Annotated in this window: 31 protein-coding genes and 1 pseudogene; 3 read left to right on the top strand and 29 right to left on the bottom strand. The window is 45.5% G+C overall.

Features of this window, described 5'->3' with window-relative positions:
• The 21 genes and pseudogenes from V3S16_RS15465 to V3S16_RS15365 all read right to left on the bottom strand — a co-directional run.
• A partial coding sequence (locus V3S16_RS15465; protein WP_413886535.1) for an efflux RND transporter permease subunit occupies nucleotides 1-1,758 on the bottom strand: 1,758 nt, incomplete at its 3' end.
• Between the two features lie 21 nt (nucleotides 1,759-1,779).
• Complete coding sequence (locus V3S16_RS15460; RefSeq protein ID WP_413886533.1) at nucleotides 1,780-2,583, bottom strand: metal ABC transporter permease; 804 nt, start codon at nucleotides 2,581-2,583, stop codon at nucleotides 1,780-1,782.
• Nucleotides 2,576-3,388, bottom strand: coding sequence for a metal ABC transporter ATP-binding protein (locus V3S16_RS15455; protein WP_413886531.1), 813 nt, complete (start codon nucleotides 3,386-3,388; stop codon nucleotides 2,576-2,578). Before V3S16_RS15455 ends, V3S16_RS15460 begins: the two co-directional genes overlap by 8 nt.
• Nucleotides 3,385-4,320, bottom strand: coding sequence for a metal ABC transporter substrate-binding protein (locus V3S16_RS15450; protein ID WP_413886529.1), 936 nt, complete (start codon nucleotides 4,318-4,320; stop codon nucleotides 3,385-3,387). Before V3S16_RS15450 ends, V3S16_RS15455 begins: the two co-directional genes overlap by 4 nt.
• A gap of 48 nt (nucleotides 4,321-4,368) precedes the next feature.
• Nucleotides 4,369-4,590: pseudogene (locus V3S16_RS15445) on the bottom strand (hypothetical protein); the annotation flags it as partial.
• A 110-nt stretch (nucleotides 4,591-4,700) separates the two neighbouring features.
• Complete coding sequence (locus tag V3S16_RS15440; RefSeq protein ID WP_413886527.1) at nucleotides 4,701-4,868, bottom strand: hypothetical protein; 168 nt, start codon at nucleotides 4,866-4,868, stop codon at nucleotides 4,701-4,703.
• Complete coding sequence (locus V3S16_RS15435) at nucleotides 4,817-5,116, bottom strand: nucleotidyltransferase domain-containing protein (RefSeq protein ID WP_413886525.1); 300 nt, start codon at nucleotides 5,114-5,116, stop codon at nucleotides 4,817-4,819. Before V3S16_RS15435 ends, V3S16_RS15440 begins: the two co-directional genes overlap by 52 nt.
• Nucleotides 5,117-5,259: 143 nt before the next feature.
• Nucleotides 5,260-5,670: a hypothetical protein gene (locus V3S16_RS15430; protein ID WP_413886523.1), complete on the bottom strand. Its 411-nt coding sequence runs from the start codon at nucleotides 5,668-5,670 to the stop codon at nucleotides 5,260-5,262.
• Nucleotides 5,660-5,932, bottom strand: a complete 273-nt coding sequence (locus V3S16_RS15425; protein ID WP_413886521.1) for a nucleotidyltransferase family protein — start codon at nucleotides 5,930-5,932, stop codon at nucleotides 5,660-5,662. Before V3S16_RS15425 ends, V3S16_RS15430 begins: the two co-directional genes overlap by 11 nt.
• 176 nt (nucleotides 5,933-6,108) lie before the next feature.
• Nucleotides 6,109-6,360, bottom strand: a complete 252-nt coding sequence (locus V3S16_RS15420) for a hypothetical protein (protein WP_413886519.1) — start codon at nucleotides 6,358-6,360, stop codon at nucleotides 6,109-6,111.
• A gap of 12 nt (nucleotides 6,361-6,372) precedes the next feature.
• Entirely contained in the window at nucleotides 6,373-6,495 is a 123-nt protein-coding gene (locus V3S16_RS15415; protein WP_413886517.1) for a hypothetical protein, read from the bottom strand.
• Nucleotides 6,482-6,832: a nucleotidyltransferase domain-containing protein gene (locus V3S16_RS15410; protein ID WP_413886515.1), complete on the bottom strand. Its 351-nt coding sequence runs from the start codon at nucleotides 6,830-6,832 to the stop codon at nucleotides 6,482-6,484. The genes V3S16_RS15415 and V3S16_RS15410 overlap by 14 nt, the downstream gene beginning before the upstream one ends.
• A gap of 93 nt (nucleotides 6,833-6,925) precedes the next feature.
• A complete protein-coding gene (locus V3S16_RS15405) occupies nucleotides 6,926-7,552 on the bottom strand; it encodes a DUF6398 domain-containing protein (protein WP_413886513.1) in 627 nt (208 codons plus the stop codon).
• 227 nt (nucleotides 7,553-7,779) lie between these two features.
• Nucleotides 7,780-8,079 carry a hypothetical protein gene (locus V3S16_RS15400; protein WP_413886511.1) on the bottom strand — a complete coding sequence of 100 codons (300 nt, stop codon included), beginning with the start codon at nucleotides 8,077-8,079 and terminating at the stop codon, nucleotides 7,780-7,782.
• 343 nt (nucleotides 8,080-8,422) lie between these two features.
• A complete protein-coding gene (locus V3S16_RS15395; protein ID WP_413886509.1) occupies nucleotides 8,423-8,674 on the bottom strand; it encodes a hypothetical protein in 252 nt (83 codons plus the stop codon).
• 330 nt (nucleotides 8,675-9,004) lie between these two features.
• Nucleotides 9,005-9,490, bottom strand: coding sequence for a hypothetical protein (locus V3S16_RS15390; protein WP_413886507.1), 486 nt, complete (start codon nucleotides 9,488-9,490; stop codon nucleotides 9,005-9,007).
• A 172-nt stretch (nucleotides 9,491-9,662) separates the two neighbouring features.
• Complete coding sequence (locus V3S16_RS15385) at nucleotides 9,663-9,845, bottom strand: hypothetical protein (protein WP_413886505.1); 183 nt, start codon at nucleotides 9,843-9,845, stop codon at nucleotides 9,663-9,665.
• A 12-nt stretch (nucleotides 9,846-9,857) separates the two neighbouring features.
• On the bottom strand, nucleotides 9,858-10,316 hold the full coding sequence (locus V3S16_RS15380; RefSeq protein WP_413886503.1) for a type II toxin-antitoxin system VapC family toxin: 459 nt from the start codon (nucleotides 10,314-10,316) through the stop codon (nucleotides 9,858-9,860).
• A gap of 211 nt (nucleotides 10,317-10,527) precedes the next feature.
• The gene (locus V3S16_RS15375; protein ID WP_413886501.1) at nucleotides 10,528-11,334 is read right to left on the bottom strand and encodes an ImmA/IrrE family metallo-endopeptidase; all 807 of its coding nucleotides are present in this window, start codon (nucleotides 11,332-11,334) and stop codon (nucleotides 10,528-10,530) included.
• A gap of 84 nt (nucleotides 11,335-11,418) precedes the next feature.
• Nucleotides 11,419-11,691 carry a helix-turn-helix domain-containing protein gene (locus tag V3S16_RS15370; protein ID WP_413886499.1) on the bottom strand — a complete coding sequence of 91 codons (273 nt, stop codon included), beginning with the start codon at nucleotides 11,689-11,691 and terminating at the stop codon, nucleotides 11,419-11,421.
• 80 nt (nucleotides 11,692-11,771) lie between these two features.
• Complete coding sequence (locus V3S16_RS15365; RefSeq protein ID WP_413886497.1) at nucleotides 11,772-11,927, bottom strand: type II toxin-antitoxin system RelE/ParE family toxin; 156 nt, start codon at nucleotides 11,925-11,927, stop codon at nucleotides 11,772-11,774.
• A 339-nt stretch (nucleotides 11,928-12,266) separates the two neighbouring features.
• Here V3S16_RS15365 and V3S16_RS15360 point away from each other — a divergent pair, with 339 nt between their 5' ends.
• Nucleotides 12,267-12,788, top strand: a complete 522-nt coding sequence (locus V3S16_RS15360; RefSeq protein ID WP_413886495.1) for a cysteine hydrolase family protein — start codon at nucleotides 12,267-12,269, stop codon at nucleotides 12,786-12,788.
• Nucleotides 12,785-14,116 (top strand): nicotinate phosphoribosyltransferase, encoded by a 1,332-nt coding sequence (locus tag V3S16_RS15355; protein WP_413886493.1) that lies wholly within the window; start codon nucleotides 12,785-12,787, stop codon nucleotides 14,114-14,116. Before V3S16_RS15360 ends, V3S16_RS15355 begins: the two co-directional genes overlap by 4 nt.
• A 194-nt stretch (nucleotides 14,117-14,310) precedes the next feature.
• Here the strand turns inward: V3S16_RS15355 and V3S16_RS15350 are convergent, their stop codons facing one another.
• From V3S16_RS15350 to V3S16_RS15325, 6 genes are all read right to left on the bottom strand, one after another.
• Entirely contained in the window at nucleotides 14,311-14,676 is a 366-nt protein-coding gene (locus tag V3S16_RS15350; protein ID WP_413886491.1) for a four helix bundle protein, read from the bottom strand.
• Between the two features lie 128 nt (nucleotides 14,677-14,804).
• On the bottom strand, nucleotides 14,805-15,512 hold the full coding sequence (locus tag V3S16_RS15345; protein ID WP_413886489.1) for an ABC transporter ATP-binding protein: 708 nt from the start codon (nucleotides 15,510-15,512) through the stop codon (nucleotides 14,805-14,807).
• Entirely contained in the window at nucleotides 15,505-16,293 is a 789-nt protein-coding gene (locus tag V3S16_RS15340) for an ABC transporter ATP-binding protein (protein WP_413886487.1), read from the bottom strand. Before V3S16_RS15340 ends, V3S16_RS15345 begins: the two co-directional genes overlap by 8 nt.
• Before the next feature lie 260 nt (nucleotides 16,294-16,553).
• Nucleotides 16,554-17,723, bottom strand: coding sequence for an ABC transporter permease subunit (locus tag V3S16_RS15335; protein ID WP_413886537.1), 1,170 nt, complete (start codon nucleotides 17,721-17,723; stop codon nucleotides 16,554-16,556).
• 324 nt (nucleotides 17,724-18,047) lie between these two features.
• The gene (locus V3S16_RS15330) at nucleotides 18,048-18,950 is read right to left on the bottom strand and encodes a branched-chain amino acid ABC transporter permease (protein ID WP_413886485.1); all 903 of its coding nucleotides are present in this window, start codon (nucleotides 18,948-18,950) and stop codon (nucleotides 18,048-18,050) included.
• Between the two features lie 127 nt (nucleotides 18,951-19,077).
• Nucleotides 19,078-20,211 (bottom strand): branched-chain amino acid ABC transporter substrate-binding protein, encoded by a 1,134-nt coding sequence (locus tag V3S16_RS15325; RefSeq protein ID WP_413886483.1) that lies wholly within the window; start codon nucleotides 20,209-20,211, stop codon nucleotides 19,078-19,080.
• Between the two features lie 347 nt (nucleotides 20,212-20,558).
• On the opposite strand from V3S16_RS15325, the gene V3S16_RS15320 reads away from it, so the two are divergent.
• Nucleotides 20,559-21,413, top strand: a complete 855-nt coding sequence (locus V3S16_RS15320) for an NAD(+)/NADH kinase (RefSeq protein ID WP_413886481.1) — start codon at nucleotides 20,559-20,561, stop codon at nucleotides 21,411-21,413.
• Between the two features lie 360 nt (nucleotides 21,414-21,773).
• On the opposite strand, the gene V3S16_RS15315 is transcribed toward V3S16_RS15320, so the two are convergent.
• Together V3S16_RS15315 and lsrF are read right to left on the bottom strand one after the other, a co-directional pair.
• Nucleotides 21,774-22,193 (bottom strand): VOC family protein, encoded by a 420-nt coding sequence (locus tag V3S16_RS15315; protein ID WP_413886479.1) that lies wholly within the window; start codon nucleotides 22,191-22,193, stop codon nucleotides 21,774-21,776.
• Nucleotides 22,194-22,308: 115 nt separating this feature from the next.
• A partial coding sequence (lsrF, locus tag V3S16_RS15310) for a 3-hydroxy-5-phosphonooxypentane-2,4-dione thiolase (protein ID WP_413886477.1) occupies nucleotides 22,309-23,149 on the bottom strand: 841 nt, incomplete at its 5' end.

The raw sequence follows: 23,149 nt of genomic DNA, 5'->3' as shown, positions 1-23,149 counted from the left end.
CAGATGGGACTGCAGCTCCGCCACATACTTAAGAACTTTTGGCTGCTTAAAGATCTGGTCTCGATGCCGTATCTGATCGATAATATCTAAACCATCGGCCCATAAATAATACGAATCATCATCGGCCGTATCCATTTTTGCTTCCCAAAGCTCGACAAGCAGACTCATAAATCCATTTGCCGTCGTGCTGTTGTCAGCAGCCTGTTCTACCAAGACCTCAGCCTCGGACAGCTTTATGCCGGGTGTTTGGCCAGCCATAATGCCGGTAAGTTCATCCTTGGTGCGGGCGGCTAACTCGGCAATGCTCAAGTCATGCTCTTTCCCTTCCAGAACCAGATAGGCTTCATAAGTGCCGCCGAAATGTTTGTTTAAAACCCGGTCCGCCACGCGGATGGGGTGACTCTTTTTAAACCATTTGACCGGATTGTCATTGATTTGGATCTTGCTAATACCATAAACGGCTCCCATCAAGATTGCCATGGTCAGTATCACAATCATTTTAGCATGCCTGTACGTAAAATTGCCCAGCAAGGGCAGATGCCGGGAAAGAAACGAGCCGTTCCGACCATCTTTTGACGATTCGGCAACAACCCCGAAAGCGGCCAGACCTTCCTCCTTCATCAGCATCACATAGGCCGGGATAAACAGTATGGTCAGCAGCCAGGCCAACATAATGCCGAAAGCAACAAAAAGTCCAAAAGCCTGCACCGGTGGAATGGGCGTCAAGGCCAAAGAGGCAAACCCGGCCGAGGATGTAAGGGAGGTGTAAAGCATGGGCCTAAACAAGTGATCCATGACATGTTCAAGGGTTTTTCTCCGATCCTTTATCTTTTGGTAGGAATCAAAAAATTCCGACAAAATGTGAATGGAATCCACCACTGCGATGGGCATCAGAAAAATAGGAATCATGGAACTCATAATGTGCAAAGTATTGCCCGTACCGATTAACAGTCCCATGGTGCAAATTACCGTCATTACGGCAATGATCATAGGTGAAATAATTAAAGAAAGTTTTCTGAAAAAAAACAGCAGCAGCAGAAAGATGGCAAACATGGCCAGTGGTGCCGATATCGCCATCTGCACGAACATCTCGACTCCGAAAGTGTCCTCGGCCACCGGCAATCCGGTAATGTAATAGTGGTCACCATTGGCATCATCAAAAGATTCTATTTTTTCCAGCAGCCGATTCCTCACCTGATAGGCAAAATCTTTTGAGGTGATCGGCAGATAGATACCGATAGCTTTGCCGTCCTCCGATACCAGGGTCCCTTTATACAGAGGGTTGGCCATGGCACTGTCACGGATCTTGAGGGCCTCCTCGCGGGTCGCAGGCACTTTTCTCATCAGCCATTTGAAGCGCACCCGGCCGGGCCCGGCCTGCTCGATGGTATCTACATTTCCGAGGGCTATCACATCCCTGCTGACTACCCTTTTTTGCGGATCCTTGGGATCGCTCATTTTTTGTGAGAACTCGGTAAGGTCCCGGACTCTTCTGAGGGTAGTCGGGTTAAAAACACCATCCGGATGCGTTTCGTTCACTACTCCCACCACCACCACATCATGCAGTGAAAACTCTTTTTTGACCTGGTTGTGAAAAATCCGCACGGCTTCATGCTCGGAGAGCATGTTTTCCGGGTCGGTATCAACTCGCACCTTGCTGATCATGGCGCCAAGAATAAGGGTGACCAGCACCATAATGGCGATGACCAATTTGGGTTTCTTGATAGAAAATTGAATCAGACTACTTCCTAACTTCACATTTTACTCCTCTTTCACTGGTCACTTGCGGATCTGGCTGACGGCAAATGTTAAGAAAAAAATTGCCGACGCCAGAATGACAATGGTTGCGCCGGAAGCAAGGTCGGCGTAATAAGAAATTAAAAGGCCGCCGATGGTAGATATCAAGGCAATAACAATAGCAGCGGCAATCATGGCAACATAGCGCCGGGTAATTTGCGCCGCCGCCGCTCCTGGAATAACCAGCAGCGCGGATACAAGCACGATGCCGATAATCTTTATGCTGATTACCACCGCAAGGGCCAGGATTGTCAAAAAGAAATGATCGAGGAAGGCAACCGGCATCCCGCTGACAAATGCAACTTCCCGGTCGTAGGCCACAAACAGCAATTCTTTGAAAAACAGCTTCATAGATGCCAGCACCAGCCCGCCCAGTACGGCAATAATAACTAAATCTGTGCGTGTGATTGCCAGGATGTTGCCGAAAAGATACCCGAATAGATCTACATTGTATTGATCCGACATGCCGATGAAGATAACCCCCAGCGCCATGGCAAGTGAAAAAAAGATGCCGATAGCGGTATCCGTGCTGAGTTTTCCCTGGTTTCCGATGTAGCCGATAGCATTGGCTACCACCACTGCAAAACCGATAGCTGTCAGCGTTGGTGAAATGCCCAGCAGAGCCCCCAGGGCCACGCCGCCGAACGCTGAATGCGCGACACCCACACTGATAAATGACAGCCGGCGCAGAACAACAAAGAATGAAACCACCGCCAGAACCAGGCTCAGCATCGTTCCGGCCATAAAGGCGTTTTGCATAAATTCAAGGCTTAAAATTTCAATCATGATCTTCATGCCGATCGTAGCAGGTAATACATTGGGGGTCGTGGACCATAACTTTCATGTCTTTTCCATAAACTTTCTCCTGCACGTCCGGAATAAAACAGGAGTCGGGTTCACCATGGTAGTGAAGCTGCATGTTCAAACAGGCAACGCGATCGGCATGCGCAGTAATCATCCCGATATCGTGGGACACCATAACTACGGATACGCCCTGTTCATCTCTAAGTTTGGCCAAAAGTTCATAAAAGTCTTCCTTAGCCACGCTGTCGACACCGGTCGAAGGCTCATCAAGGATCAAAAGCTTCGGTTTCGAGACCAGCGCCCGGGCAATGTTTACCCGCTGCTGCTGCCCGCCCGACAAAATTCCGAAAGGTCTTTTGGCGTAGTCCGCCATGTTTACCCGGGAGAGCAGATTCATGGCAATTTCTTTGCTTTTGCGATCCGGCCGATTAAAAAACCCCAACTTGCTATAAAGACCCATCATAACAACATCCAGTACGGTTACCGGAAATGAGCGATCAGCACGGGAAATTTGTGGAAGGTATCCGATGTCGAGCCGGCTGTTTTTCCCCGGAGGGTGCCCGAACAGTTTCACGCGCCCTTTTGCAGGACGCACGAGCCCCAAAATAACATTAAGCAGCGTGGTTTTGCCGCCGCCGTTAGGGCCGACAATGCCGAAAATTTCACCGGCATAGCACTGCAAGACTATCGCTTTTAATATCCATTTCCCGTCATAAGCGACCCAAACATCGTCAAGCTCTACATAGACGGACCTTTTATTGCCATTGTCTTGTGCCGTGGTCTTCACTGCATGGCCTCCCGTAAAACGTTCAGGTTATACTTCATCAGATCGATATAATTGCTGCGTCTTTTCATCCTGGGACCGCCCAGAGGATCAAGCAGCAGGACTTTAACCTTTGCTTCTTGGGCGATGACCTCTGCGGCCCGGGGATTGAGTTGGGGTTCGGCAAACACTGCCTGAATACTATGTTGTTTAATCCGGTCCACGATATTCTTGATCCGGATCGGCGTTGGATTCCTTCCCGGAGCAGCCTCGATCACACCGACAGGTTCAAGGCCGTAACGCCGGGCAAAGTAATCCCAGGAAGCATGAAAGGAAACAAATTCTTTGATCTTGAAAACATCCACTTCCGCTTTGATCATCTTGTCGAGTTTATCCAGCTCGCTAAGGTACTTGCGGCCCTGCTGCCTATAAAACTTTTCATGCTGTCGGTCAACCTTGCTCAGCACAACCACAATTTTGGCGACCATCGCTTTGGCAATTACAGGATCCAACCAGATATGGGGATTGGCAACCGACGATTCACGATCTGAAATATGCGGCTTGCCGTAAGGGTGTTCCGCTTCATAATGATCTCCGGTAGTGTGGATCAGTGCAACTCCCTCGGACAAAACAACCGTTTTCAGGCCGGGGCCTGCTAACTTGACAAACTTTTCGGCCCAGAATTCCAGCCCGGCGCCTATCATGAAGAAAATCCGTGCTCTTGTTATTTTTTTTACCAGGCTGGGCTTGGGTTCAAACGTGTGAGGACTTGCGCCGGCAGGCATGATGAAGGTTACATCAACATGCTCTTCGCCCACTACTCTTACCATGTCGGCCACCGGGAATATGCTGGTAACTACCGCAATACTTTCGCCCAGACCTTGGGATGGGTATAACTGGATCGCCCAGAAAAACAGCGCCGGCAAAACTAAGCCAAAAAAATTTGTTATCTTCACAAGCCAAAACTCCTTAAATATGGATCAAATGTCCACATCCCTTGCACATCATTTATTGCTCAGTTTGTCTCTGAGTTTTTTCGGGTCCTTGCATACATCAAATTTCCATTTTCCCATCTCTCCCCAGCCGGAGACCGCATCACACCACCTCTTTGCAGCTTCATGCTTGGCACGTGCCTGCTCGTCTTCAAAACCTTTTACTTCGAGTATAAGGTTAGTTCCGTTTTTCAGCCTGACCAAAAAATCGGGTATATAAGAATGTTGAGAACCATTGAATTCGTAATCAAATCATTGTTAATTTTCTTTCAATAAGGATGCTGTAATCTTTAGCTCGACAGACTAAAGCCGACGGTGTAAACAGGAAATTCTCGGAATTCCAATCATCCAAGTTTTCCTTTTTTCAAATCTGCAATCCCGCCCGGAAAATGATATCGAATAAAGTCCCTGTGGAGCATTGATCGTACTTCTTTATGTTTTTTAAACGTTTTTCCCTCATTTAAAAGTACTGAAGAGAAAGCATGGAAACAGGCAAAATATGCATCTCGCACTGCATTCTGATATCTGCCCGCTTTAAGGTTGTCCCGCGCTGACGCAAGGCCTTCTCCTCTTTCCAATGCAGCGACCTGGAAGCAACTACAAGCAAGTCGATATCTGAATACTCGTCATGGTCTCCACGAGCCTTTGATCCAAACAGAATAATTTTTACTATGGACAATTCACTTTTTAGCATCCTGATGGCTGCCTTAATGGCGTCACTTTCATTTTTCATCAATGAGACGCTTTCAAAAGATTTCATAATAACTCCGTTTTTATCTGTATTCGATGATTTCCTCCAGATACTGCAACTATCCACCAATTCTTCCATTCGGACTGCGATAATATTTTTCCTTTTCAAGAATTTGAGCGATCTCTCCTCCAAAATTTGAAGGCAGGTTTTGATTATTTGTTCTCATCTTTAAGAAAACCCTCACAAAGATCAGGCACTGGTGCGGCTAATTCTCGAAGGCGTGTTTCGTCCAGCATAAATCCATAGCCATGCATGTGCATGTGACGAAAAAGTAGCAATTCAAGAAGCCCTTCAAACTGCGCATCTGAAATAATGCCATGCTCCCTTGATTTCATTAGCAAATTCTTATGCCAGTTCTCATCTTTTTGCACTCTGACGCCCATATTTTGCAATTGGTAACGCATGATACCTTCGATACCGGTATATATGTTTTGCAAAAGCGTGCCAAGTGCGATGACCTCGTATTTTGAAAGATCTGTCTTTTCCGTGAGATCCTCAATCATTATCACTGCTTTTTCAATGTTCTTTCGCTCATCTTCTAAAAATGAATCTTTACCGCTCATAGATACTAACCCCCTTGGCACGAATAATTGAAGCTATTGGAATGTCCTGTGACAAGTCTACAAGATCAACAGGCTTAGGAAGAGCCATAAAGAGACGGGCATAGAATTTGAAAAACAGCTCTGGTGAAATTCCCTCAACGGCCAAATCAATATCTCGCGCAACAGAATCATCTTCAAGCGAAGATCCAAAAATCCATACTGCTTTCACATCAAACTCACGAGCACATTCCACGATAGTCTTTTTTATATCCGATGAAATCATAAATATAGTTCCCCTTTCTTATCAACCGGGATTACTAATAATAAAATGAGATAATTCTCGTCAATCCTGATGTTTTTCAAATACCCATCATCCCACACAGGGTAAACTTGTAAAGGATCGCCGTCTTTTTCACCGAATATTTTGTCTGACATGGGTCAATAGTAGACTTGATATTTTTATATTCGCTCTAACCTGCTCACCACTTCATTGACCCGGTCATCATCAAGCCACGGCTTCCCTTCATCATCAAGATTGATCTTTTTAATCGCAGTGCGTAATCTGCCGGTCAGCAGCACATCACGGAAGCTGTCTCGCTCCGTAAGATACGGCACATCAATATCACCTTCTATATGGTCCCAGCCCAGCCCCGTTAACTGCTCGATAAAGGGGATTTCTACATAGGTTTTTTCATCAGGTGTTTGTGCCATTGGTAGTTTTTATTACTCTATTTTATGATAAGGTGCAAAGTCCTCTTTCATCCCCGAGCGAGCAAACAATAGGTTTTCCCGGACAAAACTCAACCAATCTTTGACCAATTTGATTTCTTCTTCATTCTTTTTCATAAAGCACTTTACCATCCTTAAAGATGTGATACAGATAAAATGGATTCTTTGCTCTGAAATTCCATTCCACTTCCTTTGGTTTTCGCACAATAAGATCTACCGGAAATCGCCGTCCCCAGAGCAGAGCATCTACTTTCCGCCTCATTATGCGGCTCGATTCTTTTCCATCTTTGATAATAAACAGATCCAGGTCACTATCCCTTTCAAAGTCGCCCCTTGCATATGAGCCAAACAGAATAATCTTTTCCGGCTGTATTTCTTTGACGATCTTTTCAACAATATAGTCTATTAATTCGGGAGTTATCTTTTCTGTACTTAATCTATGATCTACGGACATCTCCGTCTCCTTTTGGAATGGAGGAATAAATTCTGTTTAATGAAAGATTGTGTTTCTGAGTCATCCCCGTAGCAAGCTACGGGGAATTCCAAGTTAAAAACCATCAAACAGGCTTATTTGCTTGTCCTGCTCTTTTTTCTTCTTTGTCTTATCCTCGGCAATCTTTCGATTGATTTCTGTGCGTCGTGCCTTTTTCTCCGCTGCTTTCCGTTCTTTGAGGCGCTGCTGTTCAGCCATGTATTTTTGGAACTCCGCTTCCTCTTGCTCTTCGGCAAATTCAACCACAATCCTGGGTTTAGGCAACATACTTTTTGGAATTACGAAACCATTGGGAAGTTCAACCAATGTCATTGCATCTGAAATTTCAGGGCTGCAAAAACCTTCAGCGCCAATTCCAAAATTACAGGCTGTTTCAATTTGAGTCGCTTTGCTGCCAACGGTCGATTTCTTGGTCCCAAAGAAATTACAGATGGTGTCGGCTGAAAGAAACAACTCATTTTCCGAATCAAACAAGAAATTAAGGCGGGCGATAACATAGATAATTGAGGCCGCCCATATTTCTTTCTTTCCGCTTGCAATTGAAATCTTTCGCTTCCGATTCAACGTGTCACATAACCTCAGGACATAACTCTTTAGTTCCTCATTCAAATGCTCAACGCAAAAGGAAACTACCAATTCCTTGATTTCTTTTAATCGCTCATCTTTTTTGGCTTTTTCCATTGTGGTCATCACTGTTATCTTGATTGATTCTCTTTTTATCTTTTAGCCATAAGTCTTTGTAACCTTCGCAACATCCTTTCCTTAAACTTTCACCTGTTCACGGTTCCAGACGTATCCACTTTGAAATTTGGGCAGAGCCATAGTCCCGAGGTCAATTTGATCAAGTATGGTCGATATCTTCATGTTTTGAAATTCCCCTCTCTAAATTTGAACCCTGACTCTGCCGGTTAAAAGGTCGTGCATGAGGCCTTTTTCCGCCAAATCGCCACGGGACCCCGGTTCTTCAAAAACGGTTTTCCCAAAATAAGGGTGTTGATCCGGGACAGGTCAACATTTATGCCTTCAATGCAGTTCGAAGAAATGGCGCTCTCAATTAAGGCATGCTCACGAAGAAGCTTGAGTTTTTGAGGCGATTGATGAGTGAATAATTCCTGCTTACCCTGTGCTTTACTCAAATCGGCCAGATACCAACTGGTAATGGTGGGAATTGTGGATGGCTCCGCAGAAAATTGTCGCAATGTCATCATAATGGTTTCTTGCTTTTTTTGCCGTCCTTGGCAATTTGTGCAATTTTTGCACAGGTTGAATCACACAATAATTCACCGCTGCACGCAGCAGAAGAGTATTCCCGGACAGTCTCCTAACCTTGCTCCGACAAGACAGACCATACATGTGCCATCCGATTAACCCTCGATCAGAATATCAAGAACCATCAAACAAGGCAGAAAATGGTGTCGCGTTTTGAATAGTGATTAAGTGATGATGTTCACAATTCAAGATACAACACTAAACATCTCTTTGTCGGTATCTGGAGTCTCCAAGCCGACCGGCGGATTGTTTATCCGCTTTTTCCTCTTGTGATCATATTGCTCAATCGGTTTTTAGCGGTTTTTTTCTTGCATGCCATTGTGGATCAACAGGGACCTCAAAATTACAGTCCTTTATCATACAGGAAATAGCTTCATAAAAATCAGAAAACTTGTCTGTCGGTTCAGCAAATGTGTCCTCACGGGCACCGATCATTTGATAGCGTTCCGTGGCTTGATGAATGTGGAAATCATAGAATGTGTCTTCTTCAATCGTGTTTGTATGTTCATGGCTTTTACCATTGTATCGACGCAACCGAAAGATTCGATTTGAGTGAAAGGAAAATGGTGTCGCGTCTTGAATAGTGATTAAGTTATGATATTTACAATTTAAGAAACAACACCCAACATCTATCGTGTATAGTTTCTTGCCTCTTGATTAAATGAGTAGTTTTTGAATACGAAATGAAGCTTGCCAGCAATAAATCTCGAATTGTCGACTATTTGACTTTGTTCACAATTCAAGCCCTGACGCCAAATAAAGAAAAAGCATTCCAAACATCTCTATTTCGAAAGGTTCTACAATTCATTCCCATCCAAGATGCTAATAATCCGATGTTTCAATCATGTTCCCTGTTGCATGCTTTTATGTATCATCATCGCAACGATCTAAAATTTTAAACTGGAAATGCCATCCTTCCCAAGGTTCAAACATTCGTCCAAATTCTTCAATTGTAATTCTCTTGCCGTCGATAACAAATACCCTGTCATATTCGGTGTCAGAAAAATCATCGTTCCACTCAATTCTACCCCGAAGCATGTTTTTTCCACCGATCTCCCAATTGCCCTTTCTTTTTTTAAGGTGTCGTCGATTTATTCCCCTTTTGATCTTCCTTATAAGCCTTTCTTTTGCAATTTCGGGATCTGTATCAAAATCTGAAAGGATGTTGAATATATATCCTGGTACATTATCTTCTTTCACCTCTATTGCTTCTGAGGCCAGTCCTGTTGGCAGAGGAAATGATGCAATCTTGAAATGATATTCTCTCTTCCATTGATCTTTGATAATAAGATCCTCTCCACTTTCTATTGTACTATGGACGATTTTATCTCCATCAATATATTCATACATATTATTCTCTCCTTAGAAATCTTCGCTTAACCAAGGTATAAGTGGCGGGCGGTTACATACCCGAAACGTGGAAAAAGCACTAGTGATCAAAAAAAGAATTAATGCTCGAGACCGCAGGATATAGCCCGTCCATCTTCACACCTTTATTATCTGTCGCCGGTAATTACGATTATTAATGCGGCATTTTATCCAAAAGGTTGAAAAATTTAACTCGTTCGTGTGGCGGTAAATCCTTGGTTTGGAAATAATGCAATAAACGTGAATAATGAATTTCCTGCATCATCTCATCGTCAGGAAATTCTTTTCGGACGTCCTCTAAGAGTTGTTTTTTCTCATTTTCTGTTAAGCTTAGCATAATAATTACCTCCTATAACTCGGGGGGTGCTATAATCTCGATCGGCTGAAACTCTAACAACGCATTGACCAAGTTAACTTTCCGGCGTGTATTTACCTTGACAACATGTTTAAAATTCCAGCTGGCAAAATAACCAATACCGTTTACGACAGCAATCGCTACGTGGTTGGCATCAGATGTGTATTTTTCTGGGAAAATACCTCTCTTTACGTATTCTTGAGCAAGCTCATAAGCCTCTTCGTCAAAATCCAGAACCTCAAAAGTATCTACAAGCCCTTTTATATTATCACGCCTTTCAGCATCCTGTGTATCGAGAATCTCCATTAGGACTATTGTTGATATGACAACCTCGAAATTTGGCAAACTTTCGGTCCAAAACTGTCTTGTGAGTCGTTGCCGGTCTGGTGTTCGATCATCATAATAAGCGCTTGGAACAGTCGTATCCAAATATACTTTAGGTTTTGTCATCATTTACCTCACAACAATGGATATTATATAAATTAAGAATTTTCTCACTATATAAGATCAGATAACATTAGTGTGTTGAATTCTTAAATATTCAAATATACAAGACTCTTCCATTAACAATATCAGTGGTTTCTATATATTACAATAAATATCATAGGGGTTGCTTATTTTTTCGAACAAACCAAGAGCATGGAGATCAATGACAACATCGGCATCAAGCAGCAGCAATTTTCGCATAGTTTCCTTCCACAAATCCTGCGGCTTCCAGATAGTCGTCTATTTCAGCCCGGTCTATCTCCAGGTATGCGGCAAAAGTGCCTCTTGATATTTTGCTTTCCATCAAGCATCTGCAAGCAAGAAATGTGAATTTTGAAGGAAACTTGGGGGGCCTGTCGCTGTTATACAACTTTGGGCGCATATTGCGATCAAGATCACGAAATTTAGGGTTATCAAGGACTTTTAGGGCCTGGGATTTCTTAAGTTTTTTCAGGTTGACAAGCCGCCAAAGGATTGCTTCCGTTGAGACATCGAACTCCTTGGCGAGTTCAATGGTATCGATGACTCTGATTTCATTGTCGGTAGCTGTTTCTTTGAGTGTATCGATAAGGTGAGCCTCAGGTAAAAGCAGACTTGAAGCGAAGCTGTCCGCGTATTGTTCCGGCCGGGTTTTTATTGTACCATTACCAATTTCTTCAGGAGAGAAAACATCCCAGGTTATAATATGAAATAACTCATGTGCCAGATCAAAATTTCTTCTCCATGGCGCACCCTTAGCGTTAATGAGTATGCCAACCCCCATAGTGTTATCCACAACACTGGCACCGGAGACACCCATTCTCAAAGACAAATGAAGGATTTTGAAACGAAGCTTATTTTCGAGTACGTTAAGCAGATTAAAGGAAGGGCGAGAACCCAGGTCGAGAACCCAGGTCGAGAAGATTATGAATTTCAGCGCCAAGTTTATCGGCCCGTTCAAAGCCGTCGACAGAAAAATCATCCCTATCATAATTTTTCTGGACATCTTTCCATCGCCGTTTGAGGCCAAGCAGATGTTCCAGGTTACTGTAATTTTCCAGAAAAGAAAGAAATTGGCGCTGTATTTGATTTACGTCTGTTTTTTTTCCTTTCTCCACAAAGGCACAGGATCGGGAGCAACGGCGGATTCCAGGAAATATTCCAGACTCCTGCCATATAAACGAGCCATCATAATTAATTCATGGGCATTTATATTCCTTGCACCTTTTTCAATGGCGGAAAGAGTCTGATAGTTTTTAAACCCCAGTTTTTGAGCCGCTTTGGTAATGGAAAAACCTGCTGACTGTCTTGCAGCCATAATTCTTTTATCCAGTACCTCTTTTTCCTTTCCTTTGGATATCATGACATCCCCCCATATAATTATCTTATATCATGCTTGTTAATATCGACAATTATATAAGAATTCTTTACCCATAGCAGTAATCATAATCCCACCTCCCTGAGATATTTTTTTAGTTCACGGTAAAAATTTTCATGGGAACCTATTTTAAAAAAGACGATGTCCGCATCTTGGAGGCAATAGGCTATCATAAACTTTTGTCTTTTATGAGAAAATTTATGAACTCTAACACTGCGCAAATTATAACGATCAAAACAATTTTTTTATAAGAAAGTATCTGCAATGCAAATTGCTCTAAATCACTTATTTCGTCAAGGATATACCACTTTTAGAAAATTGTATTGATATTTTATATTGTAACTCATATTTTATTATACTCAGCAAACTGTGATGATCTCGTAAAAAGTCACGAATTAAACTATAGATGGCTAAGTAAAAAGGTTCATATACAAGGCGTAGTATTTTTTCAGGCGCGAGGCCATACATGTAGTATGCCGAGTGTCTGAAAAAATACTACAACGCAGTAGATGGGACTTTTTACGACGCCATCAAACTGTAAGGACCAAAAGGAGACGACCATGCCTGGAAAAGCTCTGATCATCATTGACATGTTAAACGATTTTATTGACAAAAATGGCGCGCTTTACTGCGGCGACACCGTGCTGCCCATTGTGCCCTTTATTCAGCAAAGGCTTAAGTCATTCAGAGATCGAGATGACCTTGTGATCTATCTGCAAGACTCGCACGATGAAGACGACAAGGAGTTCGATAAATTCCCCAAGCACTCTGTCACAGGTTCATGGGGCAGTGAAATTATCAAAGAACTGGCCCCTCTGCCCGGGGAAGCCGTCCTGCCCAAAAAACGCTTCAGCGGTTTTTTTAGAACCGGCCTTGAAGACGTGCTTGCATCCGCCGGAATAGAAGAGGTTGAGACGGTGGGTGTATGCACGTCCATTTGCGTGATGGATACCGTCGGCGGTCTTGTAAACCGGGATTACAAAGTCAATGTACCCATCAAAGGGGTTGCTGATTTTGACCCCGAGGCTCACCAGTTCAGTTTGAAACGCATGGAAAAGATTTACGGAGCTGATGTTTCATGACAACAGTACACCGAGCCGGCCCTCTTTTTACAGACCTTTATGAGCTGACCATGGCCGCCAGCTATTACGCTAACCGGGTTTTTGCTCCGGCAACCTTCTCGCTGTACATAAGGCCCTATCGCGCCGAGAGAAATTTTTTTGTTGCCGCGGGCCTTGAGCAAGTTCTGGATGAACTGGCATCGTTTCGCTTTTCCGCCCAAGACCTAAACTATCTTCAGACAACCGGTCGTTTTGCAGCAGACTTTCTGGCATACCTGACCCAACTCCGTTTTAGCGGGCAGGTTTACGCCCTGCCCGAAGGCACGATCTTCTTTGCCGATGAGCCGGTCATTGAAATCACCGCACCGATCATTGAAGCCCAGCTTTTAGAGACCTTTCTGCTCAATACCGTTGGATTTCAGACCATGATTGCCTCCAAAGCAGCCAGGTGTTTCCACGCCGCCGCCGGCCGGCCGCTGATAGACTTTTCTCTGCGGAGAACCCAGGGCCGGGATGCCGGGATCAAGGTTGCCCGCAGCACGTTTTTAGCCGGGTTTGAGGGGACCAGCAATGTGCTGGCCGGCAAAATATACGGCATCCCCGTCTCCGGAACCATGGCCCATTCTTATATATCCGCCTTTGACAGCGAACTCGAGGCCTTCGCCGCGTATGCCGATACATTTCCGAATCATTCCATCTTTCTGATCGACACCTATAACACCCTTGCAGGCGCCCAAAACGCCGCGGCCGTTGCCAAAGAAATGAAACAAAGGGGACAGGCCCTCATCGGTGTGCGCCTTGACAGCGGAGACATGGCGGGCTTGAGCCGAAAAGTTCGCAAAATCTTGGATGATGCCGGACTTCACGCTGTAAAGATCTTTGCCAGCAGCGGATTTGACGAGTTTAAAATCGCCAAGGTCGTTTCCCAAGGTGCCCGGATCGATGCCTTCGGAGTCGGCACCAAAGTCGGGGTTTCTGCCGATGCGCCCTATGTTGATATTGTTTACAAAATGGTCCGGTTTAATAAGCGTAATGTCAGGAAGCTGAGTCCCGGCAAGAGTACTCTGGCAGGTGAAAAGCAGGTTTTTAGAAAGTCAGATCGAGAGGGGCGCTATTTGGAAGATATCATCGGACTTAGAAATGAAAGCATGCAAGACGGCCGGCCCCTGCTGGAAAAGGTTATGGCAGACGGCAAGATATTGCGCGCACACCCTGCCCTTCAGGCTGTTCAGGAGAGATTTAAAAAGAACTTCTCCTCACTGGATGACCGCTACAAATCGATTGAAGATCATATCGCTTACCCGGTTAAACTCAGCCGCCGCCTTCAAGAACTCCAAAAAACGTCGTAAGCGTTCACAGGTTCAGGGTTACCTCTGAACCCCTGAACCCCGAACAGACTGAACATCGAACATCGAACGTCCAACGTTGAATATCGAATAATGATGTCGCTCCGCTCTGCAATTTAATTTCATTCGTCCTTTTTCTTTCATTCACCATTCGTTGTTGGACGTTCGATGTTCGATGTTCATCCGTCCCTGAATGACTATTTCTTTTTCTTTTCAGCCGTTTTGATACTCGTAACGAAAATCTTAATTAATTCTTCTGTTTCCTCTAAAATATCATTTAGTAGTTCAGGTTTTTTAATTAATGGTACACGCTGAATGAGTTTTAACCATCTCTGGGTTTCCCTAAATTCCTTTAATGATATACGAAGCTTATGGATAAAGTCCTTTGGGGATTCCGCTGCCTGGGCTTCACCATGGTTCGGATAAGGCGAAGTTCCCGATCTTAGCAATTGCCCTGCAACATGGTTGCCTACTCTGGTGTTTGGCAGCTGTTCAACGATCTTTATAATTCGCACCGAATACTCGAGCAACCTTTCTTCCAGGTCATAAGTCTGTTTCTTCATTTTTTCTCATTCACCATTCGATGTTGGATGTTCGATGTTCGATGTTCATCTTTTTCAGTAAACCTTCCACAGTCCATCCGGGGCAAAAAACATTGCACTTATGAACCCTGAACCCCTGAACCCTGAACCTACAACCCCAGGTAGGCCCGTTTAACGTCTTCGTTTTCGAGGAGTCTGTCGGCGGAGTCGGAAAGCGTGATCCGGCCGTTTTCCATTACATACCCTCTGTGAGCAACTTTGAGGGCCAAATTGGCGTTTTGCTCCACAAGCAATATGGTGGTATTGCTTTCCGTATTGATTTTTCTGATGATCTCAAAAATCTGTTTGACAACCAGGGGCGCCAGTCCCAAAGAAGGCTCATCTAATAAAAGGAGCTTTGGTCGGGCCATCAGTGCCCGCGAGATGGCCAGCATCTGCTGTTCTCCGCCGCTGAGGGTGCCGCCGGCCTGGTGCCGTCTTTCGGCCAGGATCGGAAAAAGATCGAAGATATCTTCCATATCTTTTTTGATACCGTCCTTGTCGGTTCTCAAAAAAGCTCCCATATCCAGGTTTTCCAGTACGGTAAGGTATGGAAAAATACGGCGTCCTTCGGGGACCTGACTGATGCCCAGGGAAACGATTTGATTGGCACTCATGGTGTGAATCGGCCTGTCCATGAAATAAACTTGGCCCGACCTGGGCGGGACCACACCCGAAATCGACATAAGGGTTGTGGACTTGCCGGCGCCGTTGGCCCCGATCAGCGTGATTATTTCACCTTCCGAGATTTCCATGCTTACACCTTTCAAGGCCTGAATGTTGCCGTAAAACGTGTTAATATTTTTTAGCTTAAGCATCGATGTCTTCTCCGAGGTAGGCCTTTATTACGGCGGGATTGTTCTTGATCTCCTCCGGCGTGCCCTGGGCGATTTTCCTGCCGTAGTCCACAACATAAATCCGGTCCGAAAGGCTCATCACCAGCTTCATGTCGTGTTCGATCAACAGGATGGAAATACCTTCCTCGTCCCGGATTTTGACAATCAACTCATCAAGTTCCCGGGTTTCCTGCAGGTTCATTCCCGCCGCCGGCTCGTCTAAAAGAAGAATAAAGGGATCGGTTGCCATGGCCCGGGCGATCTCTAAACGGCGCTGGGCACCGTAGGGAAGATTTTTAGCGAACTCATTGACATACGCGTCCAGGCCGATCTTTTTGAGCATGGCATAGCTTTCTTCAACCACCTTTTCTTCTTCCAGCACAGTCGCTCTGTTTCTGAAGATGGCACCTAAAATTCCCGCTGACAGGCGGCAGTGGCGGCCGATCATCACATTTTCAAGCACCGTCATATTGGGAAACAGGCGGATGTTCTGGAACGTGCGGGCCAAACCGTTGGCGGTGACAATGTTGGGTTTCAATCCATTGAGCTTTTTGTGCTTTTTCCCGGGCGGCGCAATCAGCATCTCGCCTTTAGTCGGAGAAAAAAGTCCGGTTATGCAGTTGAAAAATGTGGTTTTCCCGGCGCCGTTGGGACCGATGAGGGCTACGATCTCGCCCTGATAAATGGCCAGATCCAGGTTATCCAGAGCCCGCAGGCCCCCGAAGTCCATGGTCAACGTCTTAACTTCTAAGATAGGTTCCATAATCTTAATCAGAGATTTAGTTCAAAGTCTTGAATTTTATCTCATTTATTTGCAACTTACTGAGTCCAAGCAGCATCGGATGCTGGATTCTGGTCTCTGGATACTGGATACTGGATATTATTAGGAACTTTGGCTATTTACTTAAAAAAATAGAGCGAAGCGATTCCTCGTCTTTATCCAGTATCCAGTATCCAGTATCACGTAGCCTCGCCAATTTGCTCCCGCTTAGGCGGAATAAGATCCTGAGAGGCGAAGTTGCTCTAATGCGCTGCTGTTTTGCGTTCTTCAAACCGATAGATACGCCGCACATCACTGATAATCCCGCCCGGACGAAAGACCATCATGACGACCAGGACGGCACCGAACAGGAGCATGCGATATTCGGAAAACGCCCGCAGGTATTCCGGTAAAAGAATCAAAATCAACGCTCCGAGAATGACTCCGATGATCGACCCCTTACCTCCGATAACGACTACACAGAGAATAATGATCGATTCCCAGATGGTAAAGCTGGCCGGATTGATAAAAGTTGTTTTGGCCGCAAAGACAACGCCGCCCATTCCGGCCCAGGTAGCCCCTAATGCAAAAGCTGTCAGCTTGGTCTTGGTCTTATCGATTCCCATGGCCTGGCAGGCAATCTCGTCTTCCCGCAGGGCGATCCAGGCGCGGCCGATCCTGGAATCCTGCAGACGATTGACCACAAAAATGGTAAACAGGGTAAGGCCGATCATCAGAAAATAGAGATAGATGATGGCACCGTGCAGGGACATTTGTATCCCGAACAGGCTCGGACGGGGGATGTTGGCAATTCCGCTGGGACCGAAGGAGAATTCATTCCAGTTTTCCAGAATAAGTCGGATGATCTCTCCAAACCCGAGGGTGACAATGGCCAGGTAATCCCCGCGCAGACGCAGCACCGGAAAGCCCAAAAGCACTCCGAAAAAAAACCCCATGGCAGCTCCGATGGGAAGCACCGTCCAGAATCCCAACCCGAAATGGTAGTTCAAAAGCGCATAGGTGTATGCTCCCACAGCATAAAAGGCCACATATCCCAAATCGAGCATACCGGCCAGCCCCACAACAATGTTAAGCCCCAGACTGATGACGACATAAATCAGCGCCGTAGTCATAATATTGGTCTGGTACATGGAAAATACAAACGGAAATACGATTGCAAAAACGGCAACCACAATCAGCGCCGGGATATAAAATTTGGGCTCTTTCAAAACTCGCAGGGTGATTGGCGGCTTAACCAGTTCTCCGGCTTCAGCCTTTTTCTTTCCGATTTCCTTGCGTTTGATCAAATAACGCCAGACAAAAGAAAGTAAAAAAATTCCGATGCCCACCATCAGCATGTTTTTCCAGCGCCAGACCACGATATTTTCAATGGTGTTGACCTGGATGACCATAATGGGAAAGGTCAGAAACATGAACCAGATTGATACTAAAATTGATCTTTTTATTTCTCGAGCGCTAATCAATTCGCAAATCCCAACCCGGATAAACCGGAAAAGAAAAAATACCACAGCAGGTTACATTTATGCCGTACGGAATTGTTTTGAAAGATGAACGTCGAACAGACTGAACATCGAACATCGAACGTCCAACGTTGAACATCGAATAATGATGTCGCTCCGCTCTGCAATTTAATTTCATTCGTTTTTTTATTCATCATTCGATGTTGGACGTTCGATGTTCGATGTTCATTTTTTTATAGTCCATCCGTTATCAAAATAACTTAGCACTTATGGGGGTCACACCTTCTCCGTCTCTGCCCGTCCCATAATTCCCTGCGGTCTGAAGATGAGAATAAAAACAAGGAACAAAAAGGCAAAAACATCCTCGTAATCGCTGGAGACATAACCGGTAAAAAAACTTTCGGTCCACCCTAACACCAGGCTCCCTACAACCGCTCCCGGAACGCTGCCGATACCGCCCAGCACCGCTGCCACAAACGCCTTTATACCGGCTAAAAAACCGATATAAAAATTAATCTGGCCGATATGGGAGGCAATCAAAACTCCCCCCAGAGCCGCCGTGGCCGAACCGATAATGAACGTAAAGGAGATAATCCGGTCAACATCGACGCCCACCAGCATGGCCATCTCCCGGTCCTGGGCCGTTGCCCGCATGGCCTTGCCCATCCGGGTAAACTTGATCAGAAATGTCAGCAAAACCATCACCAGGGCCGTTGTTGCGAGGATAACGATCTCCGACGAGCTGACAATATGTTCATAAGGCTCCATGAATTTAAATTCAGGGATAAGGCTGGGGAAGGGCATAAAATCGGATGTCTGCGCCAGAAGCACATAGTTTTGAAGGAACAAAGACATGCCGATGGCACTTATCAGCGCCGACAGGCGGGGAGCACCGCGCAGGGGTTGATAGGCTAATTTTTCGACGGTATAGCCATACGCAGACGAATAAATAACCGCCACAAGGGATGCCAGCAAAATGATGGCAATCTGATTCCAGCCCAACAGCGTAAGAACACTGGCGACAATCAGGGCGGTAAAGGCACCGATCATATATATTTCACCATGGGCAAAATTGATCAGTTCGATAATGCCGTAAACCATGGTATAGCCCAGGGCAATCAGGGCATAAATGCTGCCGCGCGTCAACCCGCTCAAAAAAAGCTCAAGAAAATACTCCATATTAAGTAATTATGTTTTTAGACTCCGGAATGCAATAAATTCAAATTGTTAAGCTACATACCCAGGGCTATAACAAATCAAGGGCAGCCATTCAATGCCTGCCCTTGATAATTATTTTATTCAGATGCTATTTAACTTCGACATATACGCCGTTTTGTACCTGGTACATGGAGAAGCCGACACCGGTAGCATCCCCTTTGTTATCAAAACGGATTTTCCCAATCGGCGTTTCAACATATTCGGTTCTAAGAGCTTTAGAAACAGCACCATAATCCGTGGAACCGGCCTTTTCTATAGCGTTAAGAAGGGCCAGTGTGGCTGAATAAGCCTCGAGGTAGAATGCACCGTGATCTTTCCCGTATGCCTTTTTGTGGGCTTCTTTGGCAGAAATCGCCAAGGGATTCTTTGACACGTCCTTAGGCCCGGTGGCATAAACACCTTCAGCATATTTGCCGGCAATTTTGATAAAGGTGTCATCCTTGACACCGTCGTCGGAAATGAAAATGATCTTCATCTTCTTTTTGCGCATCTGAGTTACAATCTTGGAAGCTTCGGGGTGATATCCGCCGAAAATCACGGCTTCGGCCTTAGAGCGCTTTATTTTCTGAACAATCGCGGAATAATCTACCGCACCCGGGGTAATTCCTTCGTACAAAACAACCTTGGCCCTTTTGTCTTTTTCCAGAAAGCTTTTGGCGAACTCCGCCAGTCCTTTGCCGTAATCACCTTTGTCATGCAGCACGGCGATATTTTTTACCTTCAATACGTCCAGAGCAAAATCGACTTCAAGTTTTGCCTGGGCATCGTCGGAAGCAATGGTACGGAAAAAGTTAGGATAGTCGCCGCTTTGTGTCAGGGCCGGATTTGTGGCCGAAGGAGAAATCGCCAGGATCTTTGATTCTCTATAGATTCCCAGAGCCGCTTTGGTAGCTCCGCTGCAAATGTGGCCGATAACGAACGGAACATTCTGGGACGCCAGTTTGGTGGCCGTATTGTTAGCTACTTCCGGCTTACAGACGTCGTCCTCCACAATCAGCTCAATCTTTTTACCTAGGACGCCGCCTTTAGCATTGATGTCCTTGACCACCAGCTCGGCGGCTTTAACAGTCGGAATGCCGTAAGAAGCGAGGTCCCCGCTGTGGGGTCCGGCAACACCTATCTTGATCACACCGGCGGCAAAGCCCGGTCCAGGCATTGTCATCACCATAAAGGCGGTGATAAAAACCGCAACAAAAAGTTTACCAAAACAATTCTTCATCATAGTATTTTCCTCCTCTGTAATTTTGTTAATAAAACACCCATCTTATGCCAATCTTATAAAGCTATTTATAAAGATATGAAAATGTTGAGTCAAGCTAAAAGAATTACGATGCTTTATTTTCAAAAACAACTTGCTGTTTGATTAAGATATTTGTAATAAAATCGTATTGCGATTTTATAAAACTCCCGCAGCGCCAAACCATCGGCAGCTTCTCTGCGCTATAAAAAGTCACCGACGCGCCAAAACAGCTATGGCGATGGTGCGCAGATGTGAGTTTCGGCCTTTTTACCACTGTTGTTCAAGCTGCGGGATCAATTTAGGTAGAAGATACAAGGAGTCACTCAGCCGTGAAAAAGATAGGGATTGTCGTCAAACCGGATCCTGAGGCTGTTAAGACAGCCGATGGACTTGAACATTGGCTGCGATCAAAAAATATCGATGTGGTCAGAAAAGAAAATTTGCCTCCGCGCCGCACTTTTACAGAAAATGACAGCCCCCTTGCCCCGCCGGACCTTTTCTGCATTTTCGTATTGGGAGGCGACGGCACCTTTCTGAGTGCGGTGCGCTGGATCGGAGATCAGGATATCCCGATCATCGGCGTCAAGTTCGGGGAAGTCGGTTTCTTGGCGGAAACCGCAGCCGAAGACCTGTTTTCTGCTGCTGAAGACATTTTAAATGATGCGTTTACAATAACACCCCGCATGCGCCTCCAAGTCAAAGTCATGCATGCAGACAGTGACCTTGGTTATGAAACCGTGCTCAACGATATTGTCATCAACAAGGGCGCCCTCGCCCGGCTGGCGCATATAGACACATATATCAACGACCATTATATTACGACCTACAGTGCTGACGGTCTCATTGTCGCAACCCCCACCGGATCCACCGCTTACTCGCTGGCTGCCGGCGGGCCGATTGTCCATCCTGAAGTGCCTGGTATTATTATAACCCCCATATGCCCATTTACCCTGACCAACCGGCCGCTGATCGTCTCTGACTCCGCCAGCATCAAAATCAGGCCTGCCAAAAAGTCAACGAATCTGATGCTGACATTTGACGGCCAGGCCGGCTTCGAGATCAATGAAGACCATACCATCATTATCAGCAAAGGACCCTATCCCGTCAACATGATCACCATGCCGGAGCAAACCTATTTTGATGTCCTCAAAGCGAAGTTGAGATGGAGCGGTGGCCGCATCTAGTGTCCATCCATAAATGGCCCTTTTTGCCCTGCTCGGCGTTCTCCGCGGGTTTCCGCCCTCGACGTACTGCCGTACGCCTCGGGCGAAAACCCTTGTGCGGCCTTGATCAGGACAAAAATTGCTCATTTCTGAATTGGACACTAAGTTTTTGGTAACCGTTCAGCCACGAAGACACAAAGAAGGGGGGGGAAAAGGCCGCTACGCTTGAAGGAGCACTTCGTTTGAGGAGCACTTCGTTTGAGGAGCGGCCTGGCGGCCTTGAGGGGTATTGATAAAAAAGTTTTTCCCCCTTAAGCGAAGTGCTCCTCAAGCGCAGCACTCCAGTGACAAATGACTTTTGCATGTAATAATCTTAGTGTCTTAGTGCCTTGGTGGCTGAATTATTACAGTTTTTGCTTTTATCTCAAACAGGTTGCCGTCATAATCCTTTATAAATACCAGCAGCTTATCCCCTTTTGGAATTTGCAGGATTTTTACTCCCATAGAATGACATTTTTTTAAAAACGCTGCCATATCTTCGATTTCAATGCAAACGTGCTCAATCCTTTTATCCTTTTTTGTAGCACCAGAGCTTTCCCGATCACTGATAAAAATTTCAAAATGAAGGTTCTCATCAGCGTAATTTATGATTTCCAATTCTGAATCCAGATCAAAAATTTGTCTGGAAAGCTCGCGGGGAAGAATCTTCGTATTTACTTCTTTTAGACCCAAAAGTTGTTCATAAAACTTATCGCTATTCTCTTTTGAACCGCAGACAAGCGCCACATGTTTGAGAATCATTTTGATTTTTTCCAGCCACAAAGACACCAAGACACGAAGAAAAACATAATAAAATATATTCTTTGTGCCTTTGTGCCTTGGTGGCAAATGTTTTTTGATTCCAGCCTGTCCCGCTTTAAGACTGGGACAATTCGTGCTTTATGGTGTTATAAAGATCGAAGGCTTTATCCGGTTTTTCGTTATTGTGAACCACGGCTCCCACGGCCTGGATCATTGCAATCGGCGCTTCCGACTGGAATATATTGCGTCCCATATCCACGCCGCTGGCTCCCTGCTGAACCGCATTGTAAGCCATAGTAAGAGCATCCAGCTCAGGAAGTTTTTTGCCGCCGGCCATCACAATCGGAACCGGACAGGAAGCGGTAACAGTTTCAAAGTCCTCTTCAATATAGTACGTTTTGATGATATGGGCCCCTAATTCAGCGCAGATCCGGGTGGCCAGCCTGAAGTAACGCGCATCACGAGCCATATCCTTGCCCACGGCGGTCACAGCCAGCGTAGGAATACCGTGACGAATCCCCATATCCACTAAACGCGTCATATTGGTAATCGACTCCTTTTCATACTCAGCGCCGATAAATACTTGCACTGCCATGGCGCAAACATTCAGGCGTATCGAATCCTCTATATCAACGGCAATCTCTTCGTTGGAAAGCTCCTTGAGAATACTGGTTCCGCCCGAGGCCCTGAGAACGATGGGCTTTTTGATAGAGGGCGGCACAATACTTCTTAAGATTCCGCGGGTCAGCATCAGGGAATCAGCGTATGGTGCCAGGGGCAGAATATTGATATCTATACGTTCCAGGCCCGTGGTCGGCCCTTGAAAATAGCCATGATCGATGGCTAACATAACCGTGCGGCCGGATTCAGGACTGAAGATCCGCGCCAGTCTGTTTTTCATGCCCCAATCCAGGGAGTTTGATCCTTTCAGGAAAAACCCTTCGGTCTTCTGCGGG

Origin of the sequence: Candidatus Desulfatibia sp. (assembly GCF_036446775.1) — a bacterium.
Taxonomy (GTDB): Bacteria; Desulfobacterota; Desulfobacteria; order Desulfobacterales; family UBA11574; genus Desulfatibia_A.
This window is presented reverse-complemented; position numbering and strand designations above follow the sequence as displayed.

Excerpts from the sequence above, each read along its gene's own strand:
- V3S16_RS15460 (WP_413886533.1), bottom strand. The coding sequence starts at position 2,583 with ATGATTGAAATTTTAAGCCTTGAATTTATGCAAAACGCCTTTATGGCC.
- V3S16_RS15435 (WP_413886525.1), bottom strand. The coding sequence starts at position 5,116 with ATGAAATCTTTTGAAAGCGTCTCATTGATGAAAAATGAAAGTGACGCC.
- V3S16_RS15430 (WP_413886523.1), bottom strand. The coding sequence starts at position 5,670 with ATGAGCGGTAAAGATTCATTTTTAGAAGATGAGCGAAAGAACATTGAA.
- V3S16_RS15425 (WP_413886521.1), bottom strand. The coding sequence starts at position 5,932 with ATGATTTCATCGGATATAAAAAAGACTATCGTGGAATGTGCTCGTGAG.
- V3S16_RS15420 (WP_413886519.1), bottom strand. The coding sequence starts at position 6,360 with ATGGCACAAACACCTGATGAAAAAACCTATGTAGAAATCCCCTTTATC.
- V3S16_RS15415 (WP_413886517.1), bottom strand. The coding sequence starts at position 6,495 with ATGAAAAAGAATGAAGAAGAAATCAAATTGGTCAAAGATTGGTTGAGT.
- V3S16_RS15410 (WP_413886515.1), bottom strand. The coding sequence starts at position 6,832 with ATGTCCGTAGATCATAGATTAAGTACAGAAAAGATAACTCCCGAATTA.
- V3S16_RS15405 (WP_413886513.1), bottom strand. The coding sequence starts at position 7,552 with ATGGAAAAAGCCAAAAAAGATGAGCGATTAAAAGAAATCAAGGAATTG.
- V3S16_RS15400 (WP_413886511.1), bottom strand. The coding sequence starts at position 8,079 with ATGATGACATTGCGACAATTTTCTGCGGAGCCATCCACAATTCCCACC.
- V3S16_RS15390 (WP_413886507.1), bottom strand. The coding sequence starts at position 9,490 with ATGTATGAATATATTGATGGAGATAAAATCGTCCATAGTACAATAGAA.
- V3S16_RS15385 (WP_413886505.1), bottom strand. The coding sequence starts at position 9,845 with ATGCTAAGCTTAACAGAAAATGAGAAAAAACAACTCTTAGAGGACGTC.
- V3S16_RS15380 (WP_413886503.1), bottom strand. The coding sequence starts at position 10,316 with ATGATGACAAAACCTAAAGTATATTTGGATACGACTGTTCCAAGCGCT.
- V3S16_RS15375 (WP_413886501.1), bottom strand. The coding sequence starts at position 11,334 with ATGTCCAGAAAAATTATGATAGGGATGATTTTTCTGTCGACGGCTTTG.
- V3S16_RS15370 (WP_413886499.1), bottom strand. The coding sequence starts at position 11,691 with ATGATATCCAAAGGAAAGGAAAAAGAGGTACTGGATAAAAGAATTATG.
- V3S16_RS15360 (WP_413886495.1), top strand. The coding sequence starts at position 12,267 with ATGCCTGGAAAAGCTCTGATCATCATTGACATGTTAAACGATTTTATT.
- V3S16_RS15355 (WP_413886493.1), top strand. The coding sequence starts at position 12,785 with ATGACAACAGTACACCGAGCCGGCCCTCTTTTTACAGACCTTTATGAG.
- V3S16_RS15350 (WP_413886491.1), bottom strand. The coding sequence starts at position 14,676 with ATGAAGAAACAGACTTATGACCTGGAAGAAAGGTTGCTCGAGTATTCG.
- V3S16_RS15345 (WP_413886489.1), bottom strand. The coding sequence starts at position 15,512 with ATGCTTAAGCTAAAAAATATTAACACGTTTTACGGCAACATTCAGGCC.
- V3S16_RS15340 (WP_413886487.1), bottom strand. The coding sequence starts at position 16,293 with ATGGAACCTATCTTAGAAGTTAAGACGTTGACCATGGACTTCGGGGGC.
- V3S16_RS15335 (WP_413886537.1), bottom strand. The coding sequence starts at position 17,723 with ATGTTTCTGACCTTTCCCATTATGGTCATCCAGGTCAACACCATTGAA.
- V3S16_RS15330 (WP_413886485.1), bottom strand. The coding sequence starts at position 18,950 with ATGGAGTATTTTCTTGAGCTTTTTTTGAGCGGGTTGACGCGCGGCAGC.
- V3S16_RS15325 (WP_413886483.1), bottom strand. The coding sequence starts at position 20,211 with ATGATGAAGAATTGTTTTGGTAAACTTTTTGTTGCGGTTTTTATCACC.
- V3S16_RS15315 (WP_413886479.1), bottom strand. The coding sequence starts at position 22,193 with ATGATTCTCAAACATGTGGCGCTTGTCTGCGGTTCAAAAGAGAATAGC.